Raw genomic sequence first — 17044 nt, forward strand, 5'->3', positions numbered from 1 at the left:
CGCGCGCGCGCGGGGGGGCGCCGCCCAGACGCCAGCGCCCCCCCCCCCCCCCGCGCGCGCCCCGCCGGGCGGGGGGGGGGCCCCGCGCCCTCTTCGGGTGCCTCGGGCGGGTCAGCGGGTCATCGCGTCAGCACGTGCGCGGTTCAGCCGAGGAGGCCGCCGATCGGGTTGCTGTTGCCCCCGCCGCTGCCTCCACCGCCGTCGCTACCGCCTCCGCTGCCGCCGCTTCCGCTTCCGCCGCCCGTGCTGCCGCCGCTGCCCTGGCCGCCGCCCGAGGTCGAGCCGCCGCCGGACGAGGGCCGTGAGCTGTCGGACGGGGGCTCCTCGGGCTGCGACTGGGCGGGGGGCTGCCAGTCGTTGCCCGCGCCCTGCGACTCGCTGGGAGTGCCCGCCTGGCCGGCGCTCTCGGAGCCTTCGGTCGCGGCGTCCGACGGCTCGGTCCGCTCGGCGGCAGGGCTGCTGGACTCGCTCTTGGTGGGTTCGGGGCGCCTGGCCTCCTGCGAGGGGCTGCGCTCGCCCGGCTCCTGGGGCAGCGGGGAGCCCGGCAGATGGTTGGTGGGGTCGACGTCCGGTCCCGGTACGGTCACGAGCTCCGAGGAGCGTACGGCCCCGCCGAGCATCGAGCCGACCAGCAGGGTCAGTCCCACCACGACGGCGGCCAGCATGCCGCCGCGGCGCAGCACCCGGCGGCGCAGGTCCCACAGCTCGGAGCGCGGGCCGAGGGTGCGCCAGGCTTCGCCCGCGAGGCGGCTGTCCACGGAGTAGACGGGGGCGCCCGCGATGATCAGCGGGGACCAGGCGGCGAGGGTCATGATGTCGGGCGCGTCGTAGACCGGGGCGGTGCGCCAGCTCACCGTCATGATCAGCGCGGCGGAGAGCAGGGTGCCGACGACGGCGGCGACCCGCTGCCAGAGTCCCAGTACGGTGAGCACGCCCACGGCGACCTGGAGGAACGCGACGGTGAGTCCGGCGCCGACCGGGTGCGAGAGTGCGAAGTCGCGCAGCGGCCCGGCGATGGCCCAGGGGTCGAGCGAGTGCAGCCACTTGATCATGGAGCCGCGTTCGCCGCCGTCGAAGTAGACGGGGTCGCAGAGCTTGCCCATACCGGCGTAGATGGAGATGAAGCCGAGGAACACCCGGAGAGGGAGGAGCACGACGCCGAGGTTCATCCGGCGGCCGGGGTAGTAGGCGTGCCGGACCCCGGTGTCGGTGCCCTGGTCCCGCTGGGGGATCACATAGGTGAAGTCGGTCTCCTCCTCGGCTTCCTGGCCGTAGGGCTCATACGCGTCGTAGGCGTCACGGGCGTGGCGCGCGCCGTGGCCACCGTGTGCGTCGGCCGCTCGGCGCATGTGCGGCAGCCGCGGGCCCGGACCGCCGGATCCGCCCGCTCCCACGACGGGGGTGGGCCGGGTGTCGTCGGTGGCGCCCCGGCGGGAAGCGAGTCCGACGCGGGGCAGGACCTGGGTGGCACCGACGATGCCGAGGTCGGGGTTGTGGTCGTAGTCCGTACCGCGGTAGCCGGTCCCGGCGCCGTACGGGCCGCTCTCGTAGGGGACATCGCCGTACGTGTCGGCGCCGTACGTGTCCGTGTACGCGGAGCCCGAGTTGCGCACGGCCTGCAGCAGGCCGGTCGCCCCCGGGTCGCCCGGGGCGGATCTCCCGCTCCACACAACGGGTGTACGACGGCGCGCCGCCGCGCGCGTGCCACCTGCCGCGGGGATCCTGGTGGTGTCCGCCATTCCGCGCGCGCCGCGCACGGTCTGGCTCTGGCCGAGCTTCACCCGGAAGCTGGCGTGGTTCACGATGACCTGCGCGGGATCGCAGTTCACCTTGACCATGCTCAAGGGCGTCTCGTCGAACCCGGGCCGGGGCGTTCTGGTGTCCACACTCATCTAACCGAGTGACCTGTCGTTAGGACACTGCCTTGACGGCCCCGGAATGTCCGAGACCCGTCAAGATCGTCTCGCCAGGCCCGGGGCAGCCCCGGGTCCGCTCTGTCAGCCGCGGTCAGCTCCTGCGGCGCGCCGCCTCGTACAGCACGACGCCCGCGGCGACACCCGCGTTCAGCGACTCAGCGCCACCCGGCATCGGGATACGGACCCGGAAGTCGCAGGTCTCGCCGACGAGACGGGACAGGCCCTTGCCCTCGCTGCCGACGACGATGACGACCGGGCCGCCGAGCGCCTCAAGATCGCCGACCTCGACCTCCCCGTCCGCCGCGAGGCCGACGACGGTGATCCCGGCCTTCTGGTACGCCTCCAGGGCCCGGGTCAGGTTGGTGGCGCGGGCCACCGGGGTGCGGGCGGCGGTACCGGCGGAGGTCTTCCACGCGCCGGCGGTCATACCGGCGGCCCGGCGCTCCGGCACGACCACTCCGTGTCCGCCGAAGGCGGCGACGGAGCGGACGACCGCGCCGAGGTTGCGGGGGTCGGTGACACCGTCGAGGGCGACGATCAGCGGGTCCTCGCCGTCGTCGAAGGCGGCTGCGGCGAGGTCCTCGGGGTGGGCGTACTCGTACGGCGGGACCTGGAGGACGAGGCCCTGGTGGTTCAGCCCGTTGGTCATCCGGTCCAGCTCGGCGCGCGGGGCCTCCATCAGGTGGATGTTGCCACGCTGCCCGGCGAGGTGAAGGGCCTCGCGTACCCGCTCGTCGTTCTCGATGAACTGCTGGACGTACAGGGTCGTCGCGGGTACGCCGTCGCGCAGTGCCTCGAAGACGGGGTTACGGCCGACGACCATCTCCGAAGTTCCCTTGCCGCCGCGGCGGGCGACGGGGCGGCGCTGGGCCTGCTTGGCCTTGGCGTTGGCGATCCGGTTCTTCACATGGCCCTTGCGCGCGGACGCGGGCGGGGTCGGGCCCTTGCCTTCGAGGCCGCGGCGCCGGTTGCCACCGCTGCCGACCGTCGCGCCCTTCTTGTTGGACGTGCGACGGTTCCTGCGCTGGCTGTTCCCGGCCATGACTACCTGTTCCCTGGTTCCCTGGATCTTCACGTTCGTTGGCTTGCCCGTGCGCGTTTGAGGTCGCGCACGTAACAAAGTGTGCCGCCCGGAGCCCCGGGCGGCACATTGTCGCTGGTCAGCGCGGTCCGAGCGTCCAGCGCGGGCCGTCGGGGCTGTCCTCGATCACGAGGCCGGACTGGTTGAGCTGGTCGCGGATCGCGTCCGCCGTGCCCCAGTCCTTGCGGGACCTGGCCGCCTGGCGCTGCTGGAGCACCAGGCCGACGAGTGAGTCGACCACGCCGTGCAGATCCTCGCCGCGGTCGCTCTCGCCCGCCCAGCGCGGGTCGAGCGGGTCGAGCCCGAGGACGCCGAGCATGGCCCGTACCTCGGAGAGCCGCTCGACCGCGGCCTCCTTGTCGTCGGCGGCCAGGGCCGAGTTGCCCTGGCGTACCGCGGTGTGGACGATCGCGAGCGCCTGCGGCACCCCGAGGTCGTCGTCCATGGCCTCGGCGAAGGCCGGGGGCACCTCGGCGGCGGGGGCGACTGCCCCACCGGCCTTCTCGGTGACCCGCTGCATGAAGCCCTCGATGCGGGCGAACGCGGACTCGGCCTCGCGCAGGGCATCCTCGCTGTACTCGATCATCGAGCGGTAGTGCGGGGTGCCCAGGTAGTAGCGCAGCACGATGGGGCGCCACTTCCGGACCATGTCGGCGACGAGCACCGAGTTGCCGAGCGACTTCGACATCTTCTCGCCGGCCAGCGTCACCCACCCGTTGTGCACCCAGAACGAGGCGAAGTCGTCACCGAAGGCCTTGGCCTGCGCGATCTCGTTCTCGTGGTGCGGGAAGATCAGGTCGAGGCCGCCGCCGTGGATGTCGAAGGCGGAGCCCAGGTACTTGTGGGCCATGGCCGAGCACTCCAGGTGCCAGCCGGGGCGCCCGCGTCCCCAGGGGGTCTCCCAGGAGGGCTCGCCGGGCTTGGTGGCCTTCCACAGCGCGAAGTCACGCGGGTCCCGCTTGCCGGTCTCACCCTCGCCGGACGGCTGGCGCAGGTCGTCCAGATCCTGGTTGGACAACTCCAGGTAGCCCGGGTAGGAGCGCACGTCGAAGTAGACGTTGCCCTCGGCGGCGTAGGCGTGCCCGCGCTCGATGAGGCCGCGCATCATCTCGATCATCTCGGGGACATGACCGGTGGCACGGGGCTCGTAGGTGACAGGCAGGCAGCCGAGTGCGTCATAGCCCGCGTTGAAGGCGCGCTCGTTCTCGTAGCCGATGGACCACCAGGGGCGGTTCTGCTCTGCCGCCTTGGCGATGATCTTGTCGTCGATGTCCGTCACGTTCCTGATGAACGTGACGTCGTAACCGCGGTAGTCGAACCAGCGGCGCATGATGTCGAAGTTGAGCCCCGAACGGATGTGCCCGATGTGCGGGGCGGACTGCACGGTCGCGCCACACAGGTAGATCGAGACACAACCCGGCACGAGCGGGACGAAGTCGCGGATCTGCCGGGCGCTGGTGTCGTACAGCCGAATAGTCACCACTCAAGAGTAGTGGGCCACGGGCAGTGCCCCGCGCCTGTTTACGGGGCGCGGGGCGGATTGTGACCACGGGGACGGGGCCCGACCGGGGCCGGGGTCCGGCCGGTCGTGCCGGGGCGTGGGCCCGGATCGCGCCATGCGGGGTCGCGCCAGTCGGCCCGGGTGCGGACGAGGGCGGCCTGGGGTGCGGACGAGGGCGGCCTGGTCAGCCACGAGGTCGCCCGTGAGGCCACCGAGGGGCGCGCCGGCACACCCGTGAGGTCCCAGGCCGCTCAGGGGATCAGTGCGGACGCCATCCGGTCCAGGGCCGGGCGGCCGGCTCCGTAGGACGGGGTGTTCCCGGCCATGAACGCGAAGGCCAGCAGCCGCCCGTCGGCGGACACCGCGGTTCCCGCCAGGGTGTCGACGCCGGTGAGGCTGCCGGTCTTGGCGCGTACCAGACCGGCGGTGCGGGCCTCGGAGCGCTCGGTGAGGGTGCCCGTGAAGCCCGCGACGGGCAGTCCGGTGAGGACGGAGCGCAGCTCGGGATGGGCGGGGTCGGCGGCACGGGCCAGCAGTCCGGTGAGCAGGGCGGCGGAGACCCGGTCGGCGCGGTTCAGACCGCTGCCGTCGGCCAGCCGCACCTTGGCGAGGGGGAGCTTCAGACGCTTGAGCCGTGCGGTGACGGCCGCCTGCCCGCCCGCGAAGCTGGCCGGGTGGCCGTCGGCGACGGCGGTCTGTCTGGCCAGCGCCTCCGCGATGTCGTTGTCGCTGTTGGTCAGCATCCGCTCGACCAGCGCGGACATGGGCGCCGAGAGTGTCCTGGCGACGGTGACGGCCTTGGCGGGGCGCCTGCCCTGATCGGGGCCCGCCTCGGTGTTGATCCCGCGCTTGGTCAGCAGCGAGACGAACGCGGACGCCGCGTCGTGCGCCGGATCCTCCGCGCGGCCCGCGGGTCCCCTGGTGGAGCCGTCGAGCCGGCCCTCGTCCAGCATCAGCGGGGTGACGGGCGCGATGTTGTCGTTGGTGCCGATGGGGTGCCGGACGGGGCCCCGGTAGAGGGAGGTCTCGAAGGTCAGCCGGACTGTGCTGACTCCGTGCTCGCGCAGGGCGCGCGCGGTGCCGTCGGCCAGTGCGCCGAGCCGTTCCTGGTCGAGGGTGGGGTCGCCGCCGCCGACCAGGGTGACGGTCCGGTGGTCCGGGGCGGCGACGACCGTGGTCGGGATGCGGTGAGTGGGGCCGGTGGCGGAGAGCGCGGCGACCGCCGTGGCGATCTTGATGGTGGAAGCGGGGGTCATGGGGCTGCCCGCGTTCTTCCCGTAGAGCTGCTTGCCGGTGGTGAGGTCCACGACGGACGCGGTGAGGACCGGGCCGAGCCCGGGGTCGGTCATCAGGGGTTCCAGCACGGGGGCGATCGGGCCGGAGGCGGCGGCAGGGGCGCGCGGTGCGGCCAGCACACCGGGCGCACTGGGCGCTGGCGCCGGCTCGTCAGACCCGTCGGGCGCCGTGGGCCGGTGATGTGCGCCACCTGTCCGGCTGAGCGCCACCGCGCGGTCCCGCTCGGCCGTACGCTGACCGGAGTCCCAGGGGCCTGCCGCGGAGACCGCGACGGCCGCGACGGCGAGGCCGGCCACGGTCGCACCCGCTGTCAGCCGCCAGGGCTGCCCCCGTCGTCCGGTCCTCAAGACCCGGGTGACCTGCCTGACCTGCTTGATCTGCTTGATCGCCGAACTTGCCCTGAGCTGCCATGTTCTGTGGTCAGGCACCCTGGACCAGCCCCTTTCGCGATCACACACCTGCGTAGGGGACACTTAATCACTGCGTCTTGCCGCGAGCATGGCACCCCGTCCAGCACCGGGCCCGTCCGGCCGGAGCCCCGGGGGCGTCCGGCCTCACAGCAGCCGCAGTATCACGAACATACATATGTTGATCATGGAGGAGTGCCACCCGTGGAGTTCGACGTCACCATCGAGATCCCGAAGGGGTCGCGGAACAAGTACGAGGTGGACCACGAGACCGGCCGGATCCGTCTGGACCGTCGCCTCTTCACCTCGACCAGCTACCCCGCCGACTACGGCTTCGTCGAGAACACCCTCGGCGAGGACGGCGACCCGCTGGACGCGCTGGTCATCCTGGACGAGCCGACCTTCCCCGGATGTCTGATCAAGTGCCGCGCCATCGGCATGTTCCGGATGACCGACGAGGCCGGCGGCGACGACAAGCTGCTGTGCGTGCCCGCGTCCGACCCGCGCGTGGAGCACCTGCGGGACATCCACCACGTCTCCGAGTTCGACCGCCTGGAGATCCAGCACTTCTTCGAGGTCTACAAGGACCTGGAGCCGGGCAAGAGCGTCGAAGGTGCGAACTGGGTCGGTCGCACCGAGGCCGAGGCCGAGATCGAGGCCTCCTACAAGCGCCTTGAGGCGCAGGGCGGCGCGCACTGACGCGCCCCTGACAGCCTCACCGGGCGGTGCACTCCCACGGGGGTGCGCCGCCCGTCGCATACTGGCCCACTGGCGTACTGACGTACTGGCCGCAGCCAGAGCGAGAGGAGACTGGGAGCGGTGGTGGCGGAGCCGGGAGGTACTGCGGAGGACCGCAAACCGCAGTCGGACGAGGCACACAGCGCGTTCGCCCCGCCCAAGGGCGTGGACCCGCCGCTCGGGCCGCCCGAGGAGGACCATCCCTCCTCCGAGTTCGCCGTCCCCGAGGGCCTGGTCCCCGAGCCTCCGGCCGAGCCCGAGGGCTCCGCCTTCACCCTCCCCTCGACATACCGGGCGAGCGACGCGCCGCCAGTCTTCACCCCCGCCTACGGAACCCCGATACTTCAGCTGCCCAAGGACGCGCCGTGGCAGGACCGGATGCGGACGATGCTCCGGCTCCCGGTGAGCGAGCGCCCGGCCCCGGAGCCGGTGCAGCGGTACGACGAGCCGGGACCCGCCGTACCGCGCGTACTCGACCTGACCCTGCGTATCGGCGAGCTGCTGCTCGCCGGAGGCGAGGGCGCGGAGGACGTCGAGGCGGCGATGCTCGCCATCACCAGCTCGTACGGTCTCGACCACTGCGAGCCCACCGTCACGTTCACGCTGCTGTCGCTCACGTATCTGCCCTCGCTGGTGGACGACCCGGTGACGGCGAACCGCACGGTACGCCGACGGGTCCCGGACTACACCCGGCTGACCGCGGTCTACCAGCTCGTCGCGGACATCAGCGCCGAGGACAGCGAGATCAGGCTGGACGAGGCCTACCGGCGGCTGGCGGAGATCCGGCGCAACCGCCACCCCTACCCCGGCTGGCTGCTGACCACCGCCGCCGGAGTGCTGGCCGGAGCCGCCTCCGTGCTGGTGGGCGGTGATGTGCTGGTGTTCCTGGCGGCGGCGGTCGGCGCGATGCTCGGCGACCGGCTGGCATGGCTGTGCGCGGGGCGCGGGCTGCCGGAGTTCTACCAGTTCGTGGTGGCGGCGATGCCGCCCGCGGCGATGGGCGTGGCGCTCAGCGTGCTGCACGCCGGGCTCCAGCCGTCCGCGGTGATCACCGGTGGGCTGTTCGCGCTGATCCCGGGACGTGCCCTGGTGGCGGCGGTGCAGGACGGACTTACCGGCTTCTACATCACCGCCTCGGCACGGCTGCTGGAGGTCGCCTACTTCTTCGTGGCGATCGTCATCGGGGTGCTCACGATGCTGTACGTGGGCGTTCAGTTCGAGGCAAACCTCAACCCGGAGGGGGCGCTGAGCACGGTCGAGCGGCCGGTGGTGCAGATCCTGGCGTCGATGGTGCTGTGCCTGACCTTCGCCGTACTGCTCCAGCAGGACCGGTCGACGGTGCTGATCGCGGCGCTCAACGGCGGGGTGGCATGGGTGATCTACGCGGCGATCGCGCTGACGGCCGGCGGCTCCTCGGTGATGGCGACGGCCGTGGCGGCGGGGCTGGTGGGCCTGTTCGGGCAGCTGCTCGCACGCCTCCAGCACACGTCGTCGCTGCCGTATGTGACGGCGGCGATCGGACCGCTGCTGCCGGGTAGCGCCACCTACTTCGGAGTGCTGCACATCGCGCAGAGCAACATGGACGCCGGCTTCGCCTCACTGGCCAGGGCGGCGGCGCTGGCCCTGGCGATCGCGATCGGGGTGAACCTCGGTGGCGAGGTGGCCCGGCTGTTCCTGCGCAGCCCGGCCGCGGCGGGCCGGCGCCGCGCGGCCAAGCGGACGCGCGGCTTCTAGGGTCCGTGTCCAAGGAGTCCGAGGAGCCCGGGGGCCGTCGTCAGGGCGCCGGGAGTCAGACCTGAGTCCCGGCGGTCTCCGGGCGCGCTCTCAGCGCTTGGCGTGCCGGCCCCGCTGCGCGGGTTGATCGTCCGCCGTGCCGGGCAGTCCGGCCGCAGCGGCCTGCTTCTTGCCCTGGGAGCGGGCCCGCAGGAGCTCGATGGCGATCGGCACCACCGAGATCAGCACGATCGCGATGAGGATCATCTCGATGTGCTTGTGCACGAAGTCGACCTTGCCGAGCGCCGCGCCGAGCAGTGTCACACCCGCGCCCCACAGGACGCCGCCGATGATGTTGAACGTGATGAACGAGCGGTAGTTCATCCGGCTCACACCGGCGATGATCGGCGTGAACGTCCGCACGATAGGCACGAAACGGGCCAGGACCAGCGATTTCGGGCCGTACTTCTCGAAGAAGTCGTGCGCCTTCTCCACGTTCTCCTGCTTGAACAGCCGGGAGTCCGGGCGCTTGAACAGGGCCGGTCCCACCTTGCGTCCGAACAGGTAGCCGACCTGGTCTCCGATGATCGCGGCCAACACGATCAGGGTGCACACCGCCCACAGCGGCATGTCGATCTTGCCGGTGGTGACCAGCAGGCCCGTGGTGAACAACAGGGAGTCGCCCGGCAGGAAGAACCCGATGAGCAGGCCGGACTCGGCGAAGACGATGACGAGTACACCGATCAGACCGAATGTGGTGATCAGGTAATCGGGGTCCAGCCAGCTCGGTCCGAGCGCAAGAGTGTTCACGAGGTCCGGGCTCCTGTGGTGTGGATTGGCGGGTCGGCGGCACACGGCCCCCTTAGGCAAAGCTACCAACGCATCCGGGTGACACCTGGTTCCAGCGGCCCACTCCGGATGCGGGACGGGCGGGCGGCAACGAAGCTGTCCACCATGGGCATCGATGATTACGGCGGCGGGCAGGCCTCGCACGCGGATGTGCTGGTTGTCACAACGAACGACGTACCAGGGCACACCGTCCAGCAGGTGATCGGAGAGGTCTTCGGACTGACCGTGCGCTCCCGGCATCTGGGCAGCCAGATCGGCGCGGGCCTCAAGTCGATGATCGGCGGCGAGTTGAAGGGCCTTACGAAGACCCTCGTCCAGACCCGCAACCAAGCGATGGAACGCCTGGTGGAGCAGGCTCGGGCACGCGGCGCCAACGCGGTGCTGATGTTCCGCTTCGACGTCACGGAAGCGGCGGACGTCGGCACGGAGGTGTGCGCCTACGGCACGGCCGTGGTGATCGTTCCACGGTCTTGACGGGCGAGCCCGGCGACCCGCGGGTCCACCGCGAGCCACCGGGCAGGGTGCGGGCACCCCCGAGAAGGCCCGCACCCCCCGGGGGGACTCAGGACGCCGCGCGCGCGGCGTTCGCGTGGATGGCGTCGCGCAGGTGCTGCCCCAGACCCGGCCTGATCGAGTCGTAGAACGACGTGAAGCGCTCATCCGCCACGTACATGTCCCCGAGGCAGCGGTGGATCTCGTAGGTGCACTCGTAGAACCACGTGGTGATGTGGCGGCGGTGCTCCTCCGCGAGGTCCATCGCGGACTCGCCGTCCGCGGGCCCGCCATCCGCCATGAGCGTGGCGTAGCGCCTCCCCCAGTCGGCCGACTCGTCCTGCATCCGCTGCCAGTCGTCCTTGCCGTAGCGGGCGACCCGCCGCTGGGACTCGGCGTACTCCGGGGTGTCGCCCCAGCGCTCCTGGGCCTCCTCCGCGTACTGCTCGGGGTCCTGGTCGCCGAAGACCTCGAACCTCTCCTCCGGTGTGAGCTTGATGCCCATCTTCCTCGCCTCCATGGCGTGCTCAACGGCCTCGGCCATCTTCCGGAGCTCGGCGATCCTGCTGGTCAGCAGTGCGTGCTGACGCCGCAGATGTTCCTGCGGGTCCACGTCCGGATCGTCGAGCAGGGCCGCGACCTGGTCGAGCGGGAAGCCGAGCTCCCGGTAAAAGAGGATCTGCTGGAGCCGGTCGAGATCGCCGTCATCGTAGCGCCGGTGGCCGGCGTGACTGCGACCGCCCGGTGAGAGCAGCCCGATCTCGTCGTAGTGGTGCAACGTCCGCACCGTCACCCCGGCGAGGTCCGCGACCCTGCCCACCGAATAGCTCATCACTCCCGCTTCCCGCTCTCGAACTGGTACGCGCCTCAGCCTGGCTCCTCACGCCACGTCAGGTGCAAGCCTTTCGGGCCCCACAAGCCTTTCACTTTGAGTGCGTTAGTCCGCTTTAAACCGATCTCGCCGATATCGTGTGGCCGTGACCACGCCCGACCGTGCCCTGCCGGCCACCCCGGTCCGTGCGCTGCTGCCGATGATCATTCCCGCACTGGTCGTCGGTGTCGGTTCGAGTCTGCTGCTGCTCGGGCTGACAGAGGTCTCGGAGGTGCTGAAGAAGCTCCTGTGGACGGTGGTGCCGAACGCGCTCGGCGTGGGCTCCTACTCGTCGCTCTGGATGATCTCCACGCTCACGGCCACGGGTGTGGTGGTCGGGCTCGTGGTGTGGAAGGTGCCAGGGCACGCGGGCCCCGATCCGGCCACCGTGGGGCTCGTCGATCCGCCGATGCCGCCCCTGGTGGTGCCGGGCCTGCTGCTCACCGCCGTGCTCGGACTGGCCGGCGGAGTGAGCCTCGGTCCCGAGAACCCGATCACGATGGCGAACATCGCGCTGGCCGCCTGGCTCGGCGGCATGGTGATGCGGGGCACGCCGGCCAACACATGGGCGGCGCTCGCCGCCGCGGGCACGATCGGGGCGCTGTTCGGTACGCCCGTCGCCGCCGCACTGATCCTCACCGAGAGCCTGGCGGCCCGGCCGGCTCCCGGCGCGCTGTGGGACAAACTGTTCGCCCCGCTCGTCGCCGGTGGCTCCGGGGCCCTGACCACCGTGCTGATCGCGCACCCCACGTTCGACCTCGATCTGCCCCCGCTGTCGGGCGCGAGCTGGGGCGACCTCCCCTCCGCACTGCTGGTGTCCTGTCTGGGCGCGCTGGTCGGCCTCGCTTCCGTGTACGCGTTCCCGTACGTCCACGCGGCCTTCCGCCGGCTCCGGAACCCGCTGCTCATGACCACCGCCGGTGGGGTGGTGCTCGGACTGCTGGGCACACTCGGCGGCAGCCTGACCCTCTTCAAGGGCCTGTCCGAGATGAAGGTGCTGGCCTCCGACCCCTCCGGCTGGACGGCGGGGCAGTTCGCGGTGATGACGTTCGTCAAGCTGGCCGCGCTCACGGTCGCCGCGTCCTGCGGTTTCCGGGGCGGACGGATCTTTCCCTCGGTGTTCATCGGGGTGGCGTGCGGACTGGGCGTGAGCGCGCTCGTGCCCGCGGTGCATCCGACGCTCGGGGTGGCCTGCTCGGTGCTGGGACTCCTGCTGGCCATCACCCGGCAGGGCTGGCTGAGCCTCTTCACGGCGGCCATCCTCGCCGCCGACCCCCATGTGTTTCCGCTGCTGTGCGTCGCCGTGCTGCCGGCCTGGCTGCTGGTGACGGGACGCCCCCAGATGCAACTCGACCAAAACGGCTCCTCACTGCGTTGACGTTGGCGAAACGTGAAAGGCGACCTGACATGGCACCACTGCACCAGGGCGGCACGGGCCGCACGGAGAGCCAGGAGCGGCGCAGGCTCTCGCTCAATCCCTTCTTCGGGGAGGCCGATCCGACCGGCTCGATGACGCTGGCGCCGCCGAAACACCAGCTCCCGGACGGGCCGATGCCGCCCATGACGGCCTACCAGTTGGTCCATGACGAGCTGATGCTGGACGGCAACTCCCGTCTCAACCTCGCCACCTTCGTCACCACCTGGATGGAGCCCGAGGCCGGGAAGCTGATGGCGGAGTGCCGCGACAAGAACATGATCGACAAGGACGAGTACCCCCGTACGGCCGAACTGGAGCGGCGCTGTGTCGCGATGCTCGCCGACCTCTGGCACGCGCCCGATCCCTCGACCACGGTCGGTTGTTCGACCACAGGTTCGAGCGAGGCCTGCATGCTCGCGGGAATGGCCCTCAAGCGGCGGTGGGCCAAGCGCAACACCGACCGCTATCCCGGCCCCGGCGCCAAGCCCAACCTCGTCATGGGCGTCAATGTGCAGGTCTGCTGGGACAAGTTCTGCAACTTCTGGGAGGTGGAGCCCCGGCTGGTGCCGATGGAGGGCGACCGCTTCCATCTCGACCCGCAAGCCGCGGCCGAGTTGTGCGACGAGAACACCATCGGTGTCGTCGCCGTGCTCGGCTCCACCTTCGACGGCTCGTATGAGCCGGTGAAGGAGGTTTGCGAGGCACTGGACGCGCTGAAGGAGCGCACCGGCCTTGATATCCCCGTACACGTCGACGGGGCGTCAGGGGCGATGTTCGCTCCCTTCGTGGACCCTGGCCTCGTCTGGGACTTCAGACTGCCGAGGGTGGCGTCCATCAACACGTCCGGGCACAAGTACGGGCTGGTGTACCCCGGCGTGGGCTGGGCACTGTGGCGCTCGCCGGACGACCTGCCGGAGGAACTGGTGTTCCGGGTCAACTACCTGGGCGGCGACATGCCGACGTTCGCGCTGAACTTCTCCCGGCCCGGGGCGCAGGTGGTGGCGCAGTACTACACCTTCCTGCGGCTGGGCCGCGAGGGCTTCCGGGCCGTGCAGCAGACCACCCGGGATGTCGCGCAGACCCTCGCCCGCAAGATCGAGGCACTCGGTGACTTCCGGTTGCTGACCCAGGGGGACCAGCTTCCGGTGTTCGCCGTCACCACGGCCCCGGACATCACCAACTACGACGTGTTCGACGTGGCGCGGCGGCTACGGGAACACGGCTGGCTGGTGCCCGCGTACACCTTCCCGCCCAACCGGGAGGATCTGTCGGTGCTGCGGTTCGTCTGCCGCAACGGCTTCTCGGCGGATCTGGCGGCGCTGCTGGTGGAGGACCTGGGGCGGGTCCTGCCCGGGCTGCGGAAGCAGAGCGCCCCGCTGAGCAAGGACAAGGCGGCGGCCACCGGCTTCCACCACTGACCAGCCCGGGCGGCTGCGGGCGGTCCGGCACGACGGTCACCCGTGCGCCTGCGGGTCGCGGTCCGGCACGACGGTCACCCATACGCGCGCGGCGGGGCCCACCCGGCATGCGGTCGCCGCAAGGCACCCGGTCGCGGTCAGGTGTGATCGCCCGCGTGCGGGGTTCCGGTCGCGTACGGGTTCTCCTGCCCCTCCGCGAGCACGCCGACAAAAGGCTCGCCCTCGCCTGCGAAGGAGTACGCCCCGCCCTCGATCCGCTCGATCAGGCCGCGCGTCCAGCGCGCACCGGCATCCGCGGAGTCGAGCCACATGTTCATGATCTCGCCGATGTGCCCGAGCCCGCCGGGCCCCTCGGCGGGCAGGTAGTACCCGGTCACCGAGGCCCGCCACTCCTCGATACCGCGCACCCGCTCCCTGAGCAGCGCCACGGCTTCGTGCCGCTCCAGGTCCACGATGAAGCCGAGCGCCGCCGCGAGCACGTCCGGCTTCTGGTCGTGGGCGGTGAGCGCCTCGCGCAGCAGGCTGAAGTACTCGGCCGTGCCCGGCTCGGTGATCTCGTACTCGGTGCGCGGCGGTCCGCCCGCCGTGGACGGCGCGATCTCGTGGGCGAGCAGCAAGCCCTGTTTCGCCATCTGCTTGAGCGCGTGGTAGATCGACCCCGGCTTGGCGTTGGACCACTCGTTCGCGCCCCAGTACTCCAGGTCGTTGCGGACCTGATAGCCGTGTGCCCGGCCGTGCTGCCGCACGGCCCCGAGCACCAGCAGCCGGATCGCCGACATCCGTACCCGTACCCTTCCTGCCGCCCACTCGATTTCCGACCAGGGTAGAGCCGTCCGGGTCCGCACATCTCCAGGGCGAGCACTCTCAGGGCGCTTGCTCCCAGGGCACCCACATCAGGGCGCCCACCTCAGGGGACCCACTTGTACTTTCCGCCCCCGACCCACCGCACATCCGCGGGATCGTCGAGGTCGATACGGCCCAGCCCGGCGCCGTGGGCCAGCCTGATCACGTCCAGCATGTCGTGGGCACTCCCCGCGACCTCCCCGTGGATCTCCACTATCCGGAACGGCGGATCGCCGGCCGCCACGGGGAGTACGACGATAGGGGTAGGGACGAACACCTCATGCGCATCGTTGCTCATGCCTACAGCGTGTGGCAGGGGCGCGCCTCCCACACGTCGAGCGGGCCGGACGCTATCCCCAGCTCCCGCCGCTCTCCGCGGCCACCAGCTCGAACGAGCTCTTGCCGTCCAGCGACTCCCGCACGATGTCCGCGTGCCCCGCGTGCCGGGCGATCTCCTCGATGAGGTGCAGCATCATCCAGCGCATCGAGACCCGGCCGTCCTTCGGGAACCACGGCGCGGACGGCAGCGGGAAGGTGTCGTCCAGGCTGGGTACGGAGCGGATGAACTCGTCGGTCTCCTTGGCCACCCCGTCCCAGAAGGCCAGCGTCTCCGGAATCGACTCGCCCTCGGTGAGCCGGAAGCCGTCGGCCCAGGTCTTCTCGTCGCGCTGGCGCTCGTTGGGCTGCTGCTGCGCCATCCGAAGCCAGTTCAGTTCGCACTCGGCGACATGCTTCAGCAGCCCGGACAGGGACAGCTCGCTGGCACTCGGCCTGCCACCCGCCTGCTCCTCGGTCAGCCCGATGACGGACCGGCGGACAGCTCCGCGCTGCGCCTCCACAAAGTTCAGGAGCGCGCCGCGCTCGTCGCCGTACGTCTCGGCGGGTACATGAGTGACCATGGTGTGCGCCTCTCGGTGGTGCCTGTGCCTTGCTCTGCCTGACACCAACCAAGCTACGGACCCTTGCGGTCACCTTCTGTCCTCAACGTGCCGGGGGACGCCCTTGTTAGTCCTCAGAGGGGAAACCTCGTACGGCCGTGCTGTACGGAGATCCACTTCTGGGTGGTGAACGCCTCCACCGTGGCGTCGCCGCCCAGCCGCCCGAGGCCGGACAGCTTCTCACCGCCGAACGCGGCCAGCGGCTCGTCCTGGACCGTGGAGTCGTTGACGTGGAACATCCCGGTCTCGATCCGGTGGGCGAAGCGGACACCCCGCTCCACATCGCCCGTGTGCACGGCTCCGCTCAGTCCGTACGGGCTGTCGTTCACCATCCGTACGGCCTCCTCCTCGCCGTCGAACGGCGCCAGCAGCGCCACCGGGCCGAAGATCTCCTGCCGCAGCAGCGGTGACTGCTCGGGCAGCCCCGCGAGCACGGTCGGCTCCACCAGCGTGCCCCGTACCCGCCCCCGTACCAGCGCCGTGGCGCCGTCCGCCACGGCCTGGTCGACCAGACCGGCCAGCGACTCCGCCTGGAGGCTGTCGATGACGGGGCCTATCTGGGTTTCCGGGTCCCTGGGGTCGCCGGTGCGCAGCGCCGCCACCTTGGCGACGAACTTCTCGGTGAACGCTGCTTCCACCGAGCGGTCCACGAGAATCCGGTTGGCGGCCATGCAGACCTGGCCCTGGTAGAGGAATCGGCTGAAGACGGCCGCGTCCACGGCGTGGTCCAGATCGGCGTCGTCCAGCACGACCAGCGCGCTGTTGCCGCTCAACTCCAGGACGCAGCGCTTGAAGTTGCGGCCCGCGACCGCTCCGACATGGCGGCCCACCCGGTCGGATCCGGCGAACGAGATCACCTTCGGCACCGGGTGCTCGATCAGCGCGTCACCTATCTCGGCGATATCCGTGACCAGGACGTTGAGCAGCCCCGGCGGCAGCCCCGCGTCCTCGAAGATCCGGGCGATCAGACCGCCGCCGACCACCGGGGTGTGCTGGTTGGGTTTGACGACCACCGCGTTGCCGAGCGCGAGGGCGGGCGCGACCGACTTGAGCGTGACCAGGAAGGGGAAGTTGTACGGGGTGATCACCCCGACGACGCCGACGGGCAGCCGGTAGACGCGGTTCTCCTTGCCGTCGATCTGGGACGGCAGCACCCGGCCCTCCGGCCGCACCGCCAGCTGGATCGCCTCGCGCAGGTACTCCTTGGCGAGGTGGATCTCGAACGCCGCTTTCAGCCGGGTCCCACCGAGTTCCTCGGTGATCGCGTCGGCTATCCGATCCGAGCGCTCCTCGATGATCCGCAGAGCGCGCTCGAAGACCAGTCTGCGGGTGTACGGATTGGTCCCGGCCCAGGGCCGCTGGGCACGCTCGGCGGCCCGGTAGGCCTGGTCGACCTCGGCGGTGGTGGCCACGGTGATCGCCGCGAGCTTCTCCCCGTTGTACGGATTGAAGTCGATGATGTCCCACGAGCCGCTACCGGTCCGCCACTCGCCGTCGATGTACTGGTGGGCCAGGTCGGTGAAGAAGGACATACGATCCCTTACTTCTATGGGCGCTGTGGGCG

At 70.8% G+C, this 17044-nt stretch carries 15 protein-coding genes; 5 read left to right on the top strand and 10 right to left on the bottom strand.

All coding sequences use genetic code 11. The features are described 5' to 3' along the window. Positions 1-143: 143 nt before the first annotated feature. From ACFWI9_RS03170 to dacB, 4 genes are all read right to left on the bottom strand, one after another. Positions 144-1892 carry a DoxX family membrane protein gene (locus ACFWI9_RS03170; protein ID WP_387158718.1) on the bottom strand — a complete coding sequence of 583 codons (1749 nt, stop codon included), beginning with the start codon at positions 1890-1892 and terminating at the stop codon, positions 144-146. Positions 1893-2007: 115 nt separating this feature from the next. After that, positions 2008-2958, bottom strand: coding sequence for a 23S rRNA (guanosine(2251)-2'-O)-methyltransferase RlmB (rlmB, locus tag ACFWI9_RS03175; protein WP_387158720.1), 951 nt, complete (start codon positions 2956-2958; stop codon positions 2008-2010). 118 nt (positions 2959-3076) lie between these two features. Then, positions 3077-4477 (bottom strand): cysteine--tRNA ligase, encoded by a 1401-nt coding sequence (gene cysS, locus ACFWI9_RS03180; protein ID WP_387158721.1) that lies wholly within the window; start codon positions 4475-4477, stop codon positions 3077-3079. Positions 4478-4749: 272 nt separating this feature from the next. After that, a complete protein-coding gene (gene dacB, locus ACFWI9_RS03185; protein WP_387158824.1) occupies positions 4750-6171 on the bottom strand; it encodes a D-alanyl-D-alanine carboxypeptidase/D-alanyl-D-alanine-endopeptidase in 1422 nt (473 codons plus the stop codon). 234 nt (positions 6172-6405) lie between these two features. Between dacB and ACFWI9_RS03190 the strand changes: the two genes are divergently transcribed. Together ACFWI9_RS03190 and ACFWI9_RS03195 are read left to right on the top strand one after the other, a co-directional pair. Beyond that, the gene (locus tag ACFWI9_RS03190) at positions 6406-6900 is read left to right on the top strand and encodes an inorganic diphosphatase (RefSeq protein WP_108151010.1); all 495 of its coding nucleotides are present in this window, start codon (positions 6406-6408) and stop codon (positions 6898-6900) included. Between the two features lie 120 nt (positions 6901-7020). Next, the gene (locus tag ACFWI9_RS03195) at positions 7021-8673 is read left to right on the top strand and encodes a threonine/serine exporter family protein (protein WP_387158722.1); all 1653 of its coding nucleotides are present in this window, start codon (positions 7021-7023) and stop codon (positions 8671-8673) included. A 90-nt stretch (positions 8674-8763) separates the two neighbouring features. Here the strand turns inward: ACFWI9_RS03195 and ACFWI9_RS03200 are convergent, their stop codons facing one another. After that, on the bottom strand, positions 8764-9462 hold the full coding sequence (locus ACFWI9_RS03200; protein WP_387158724.1) for a DedA family protein: 699 nt from the start codon (positions 9460-9462) through the stop codon (positions 8764-8766). Between the two features lie 144 nt (positions 9463-9606). On the opposite strand from ACFWI9_RS03200, the gene ACFWI9_RS03205 reads away from it, so the two are divergent. Next, positions 9607-9975 (top strand): YbjQ family protein, encoded by a 369-nt coding sequence (locus tag ACFWI9_RS03205; protein WP_387158726.1) that lies wholly within the window; start codon positions 9607-9609, stop codon positions 9973-9975. Positions 9976-10063: 88 nt separating this feature from the next. Here the strand turns inward: ACFWI9_RS03205 and ACFWI9_RS03210 are convergent, their stop codons facing one another. After that, positions 10064-10825 carry a MerR family transcriptional regulator gene (locus ACFWI9_RS03210; RefSeq protein WP_387158727.1) on the bottom strand — a complete coding sequence of 254 codons (762 nt, stop codon included), beginning with the start codon at positions 10823-10825 and terminating at the stop codon, positions 10064-10066. 145 nt (positions 10826-10970) lie between these two features. Here ACFWI9_RS03210 and ACFWI9_RS03215 point away from each other — a divergent pair, with 145 nt between their 5' ends. Together ACFWI9_RS03215 and ACFWI9_RS03220 are read left to right on the top strand one after the other, a co-directional pair. Next, the gene (locus ACFWI9_RS03215; RefSeq protein WP_387158729.1) at positions 10971-12242 is read left to right on the top strand and encodes an ion channel protein; all 1272 of its coding nucleotides are present in this window, start codon (positions 10971-10973) and stop codon (positions 12240-12242) included. 29 nt (positions 12243-12271) lie between these two features. Beyond that, positions 12272-13699, top strand: a complete 1428-nt coding sequence (locus tag ACFWI9_RS03220) for a glutamate decarboxylase (RefSeq protein WP_387158731.1) — start codon at positions 12272-12274, stop codon at positions 13697-13699. Positions 13700-13836: 137 nt separating this feature from the next. On the opposite strand, the gene ACFWI9_RS03225 is transcribed toward ACFWI9_RS03220, so the two are convergent. From ACFWI9_RS03225 to ACFWI9_RS03240, 4 genes are all read right to left on the bottom strand, one after another. Then, positions 13837-14478, bottom strand: a complete 642-nt coding sequence (locus ACFWI9_RS03225) for a PadR family transcriptional regulator (protein ID WP_387158733.1) — start codon at positions 14476-14478, stop codon at positions 13837-13839. A gap of 128 nt (positions 14479-14606) precedes the next feature. Then, positions 14607-14840 (bottom strand): hypothetical protein, encoded by a 234-nt coding sequence (locus tag ACFWI9_RS03230; protein ID WP_387158735.1) that lies wholly within the window; start codon positions 14838-14840, stop codon positions 14607-14609. A gap of 52 nt (positions 14841-14892) precedes the next feature. Next, the gene (locus tag ACFWI9_RS03235; RefSeq protein ID WP_387158736.1) at positions 14893-15441 is read right to left on the bottom strand and encodes a DinB family protein; all 549 of its coding nucleotides are present in this window, start codon (positions 15439-15441) and stop codon (positions 14893-14895) included. Positions 15442-15554: 113 nt separating this feature from the next. Further along, positions 15555-17012, bottom strand: a complete 1458-nt coding sequence (locus ACFWI9_RS03240; RefSeq protein WP_387158738.1) for an aldehyde dehydrogenase family protein — start codon at positions 17010-17012, stop codon at positions 15555-15557. Between the last annotated feature and the right edge of the window lie 32 nt (positions 17013-17044).

The organism is Streptomyces sp. NPDC127084, assembly GCF_042724175.1.
In the GTDB taxonomy this organism is placed as follows: domain Bacteria; phylum Actinomycetota; class Actinomycetes; order Streptomycetales; family Streptomycetaceae; genus Streptomyces.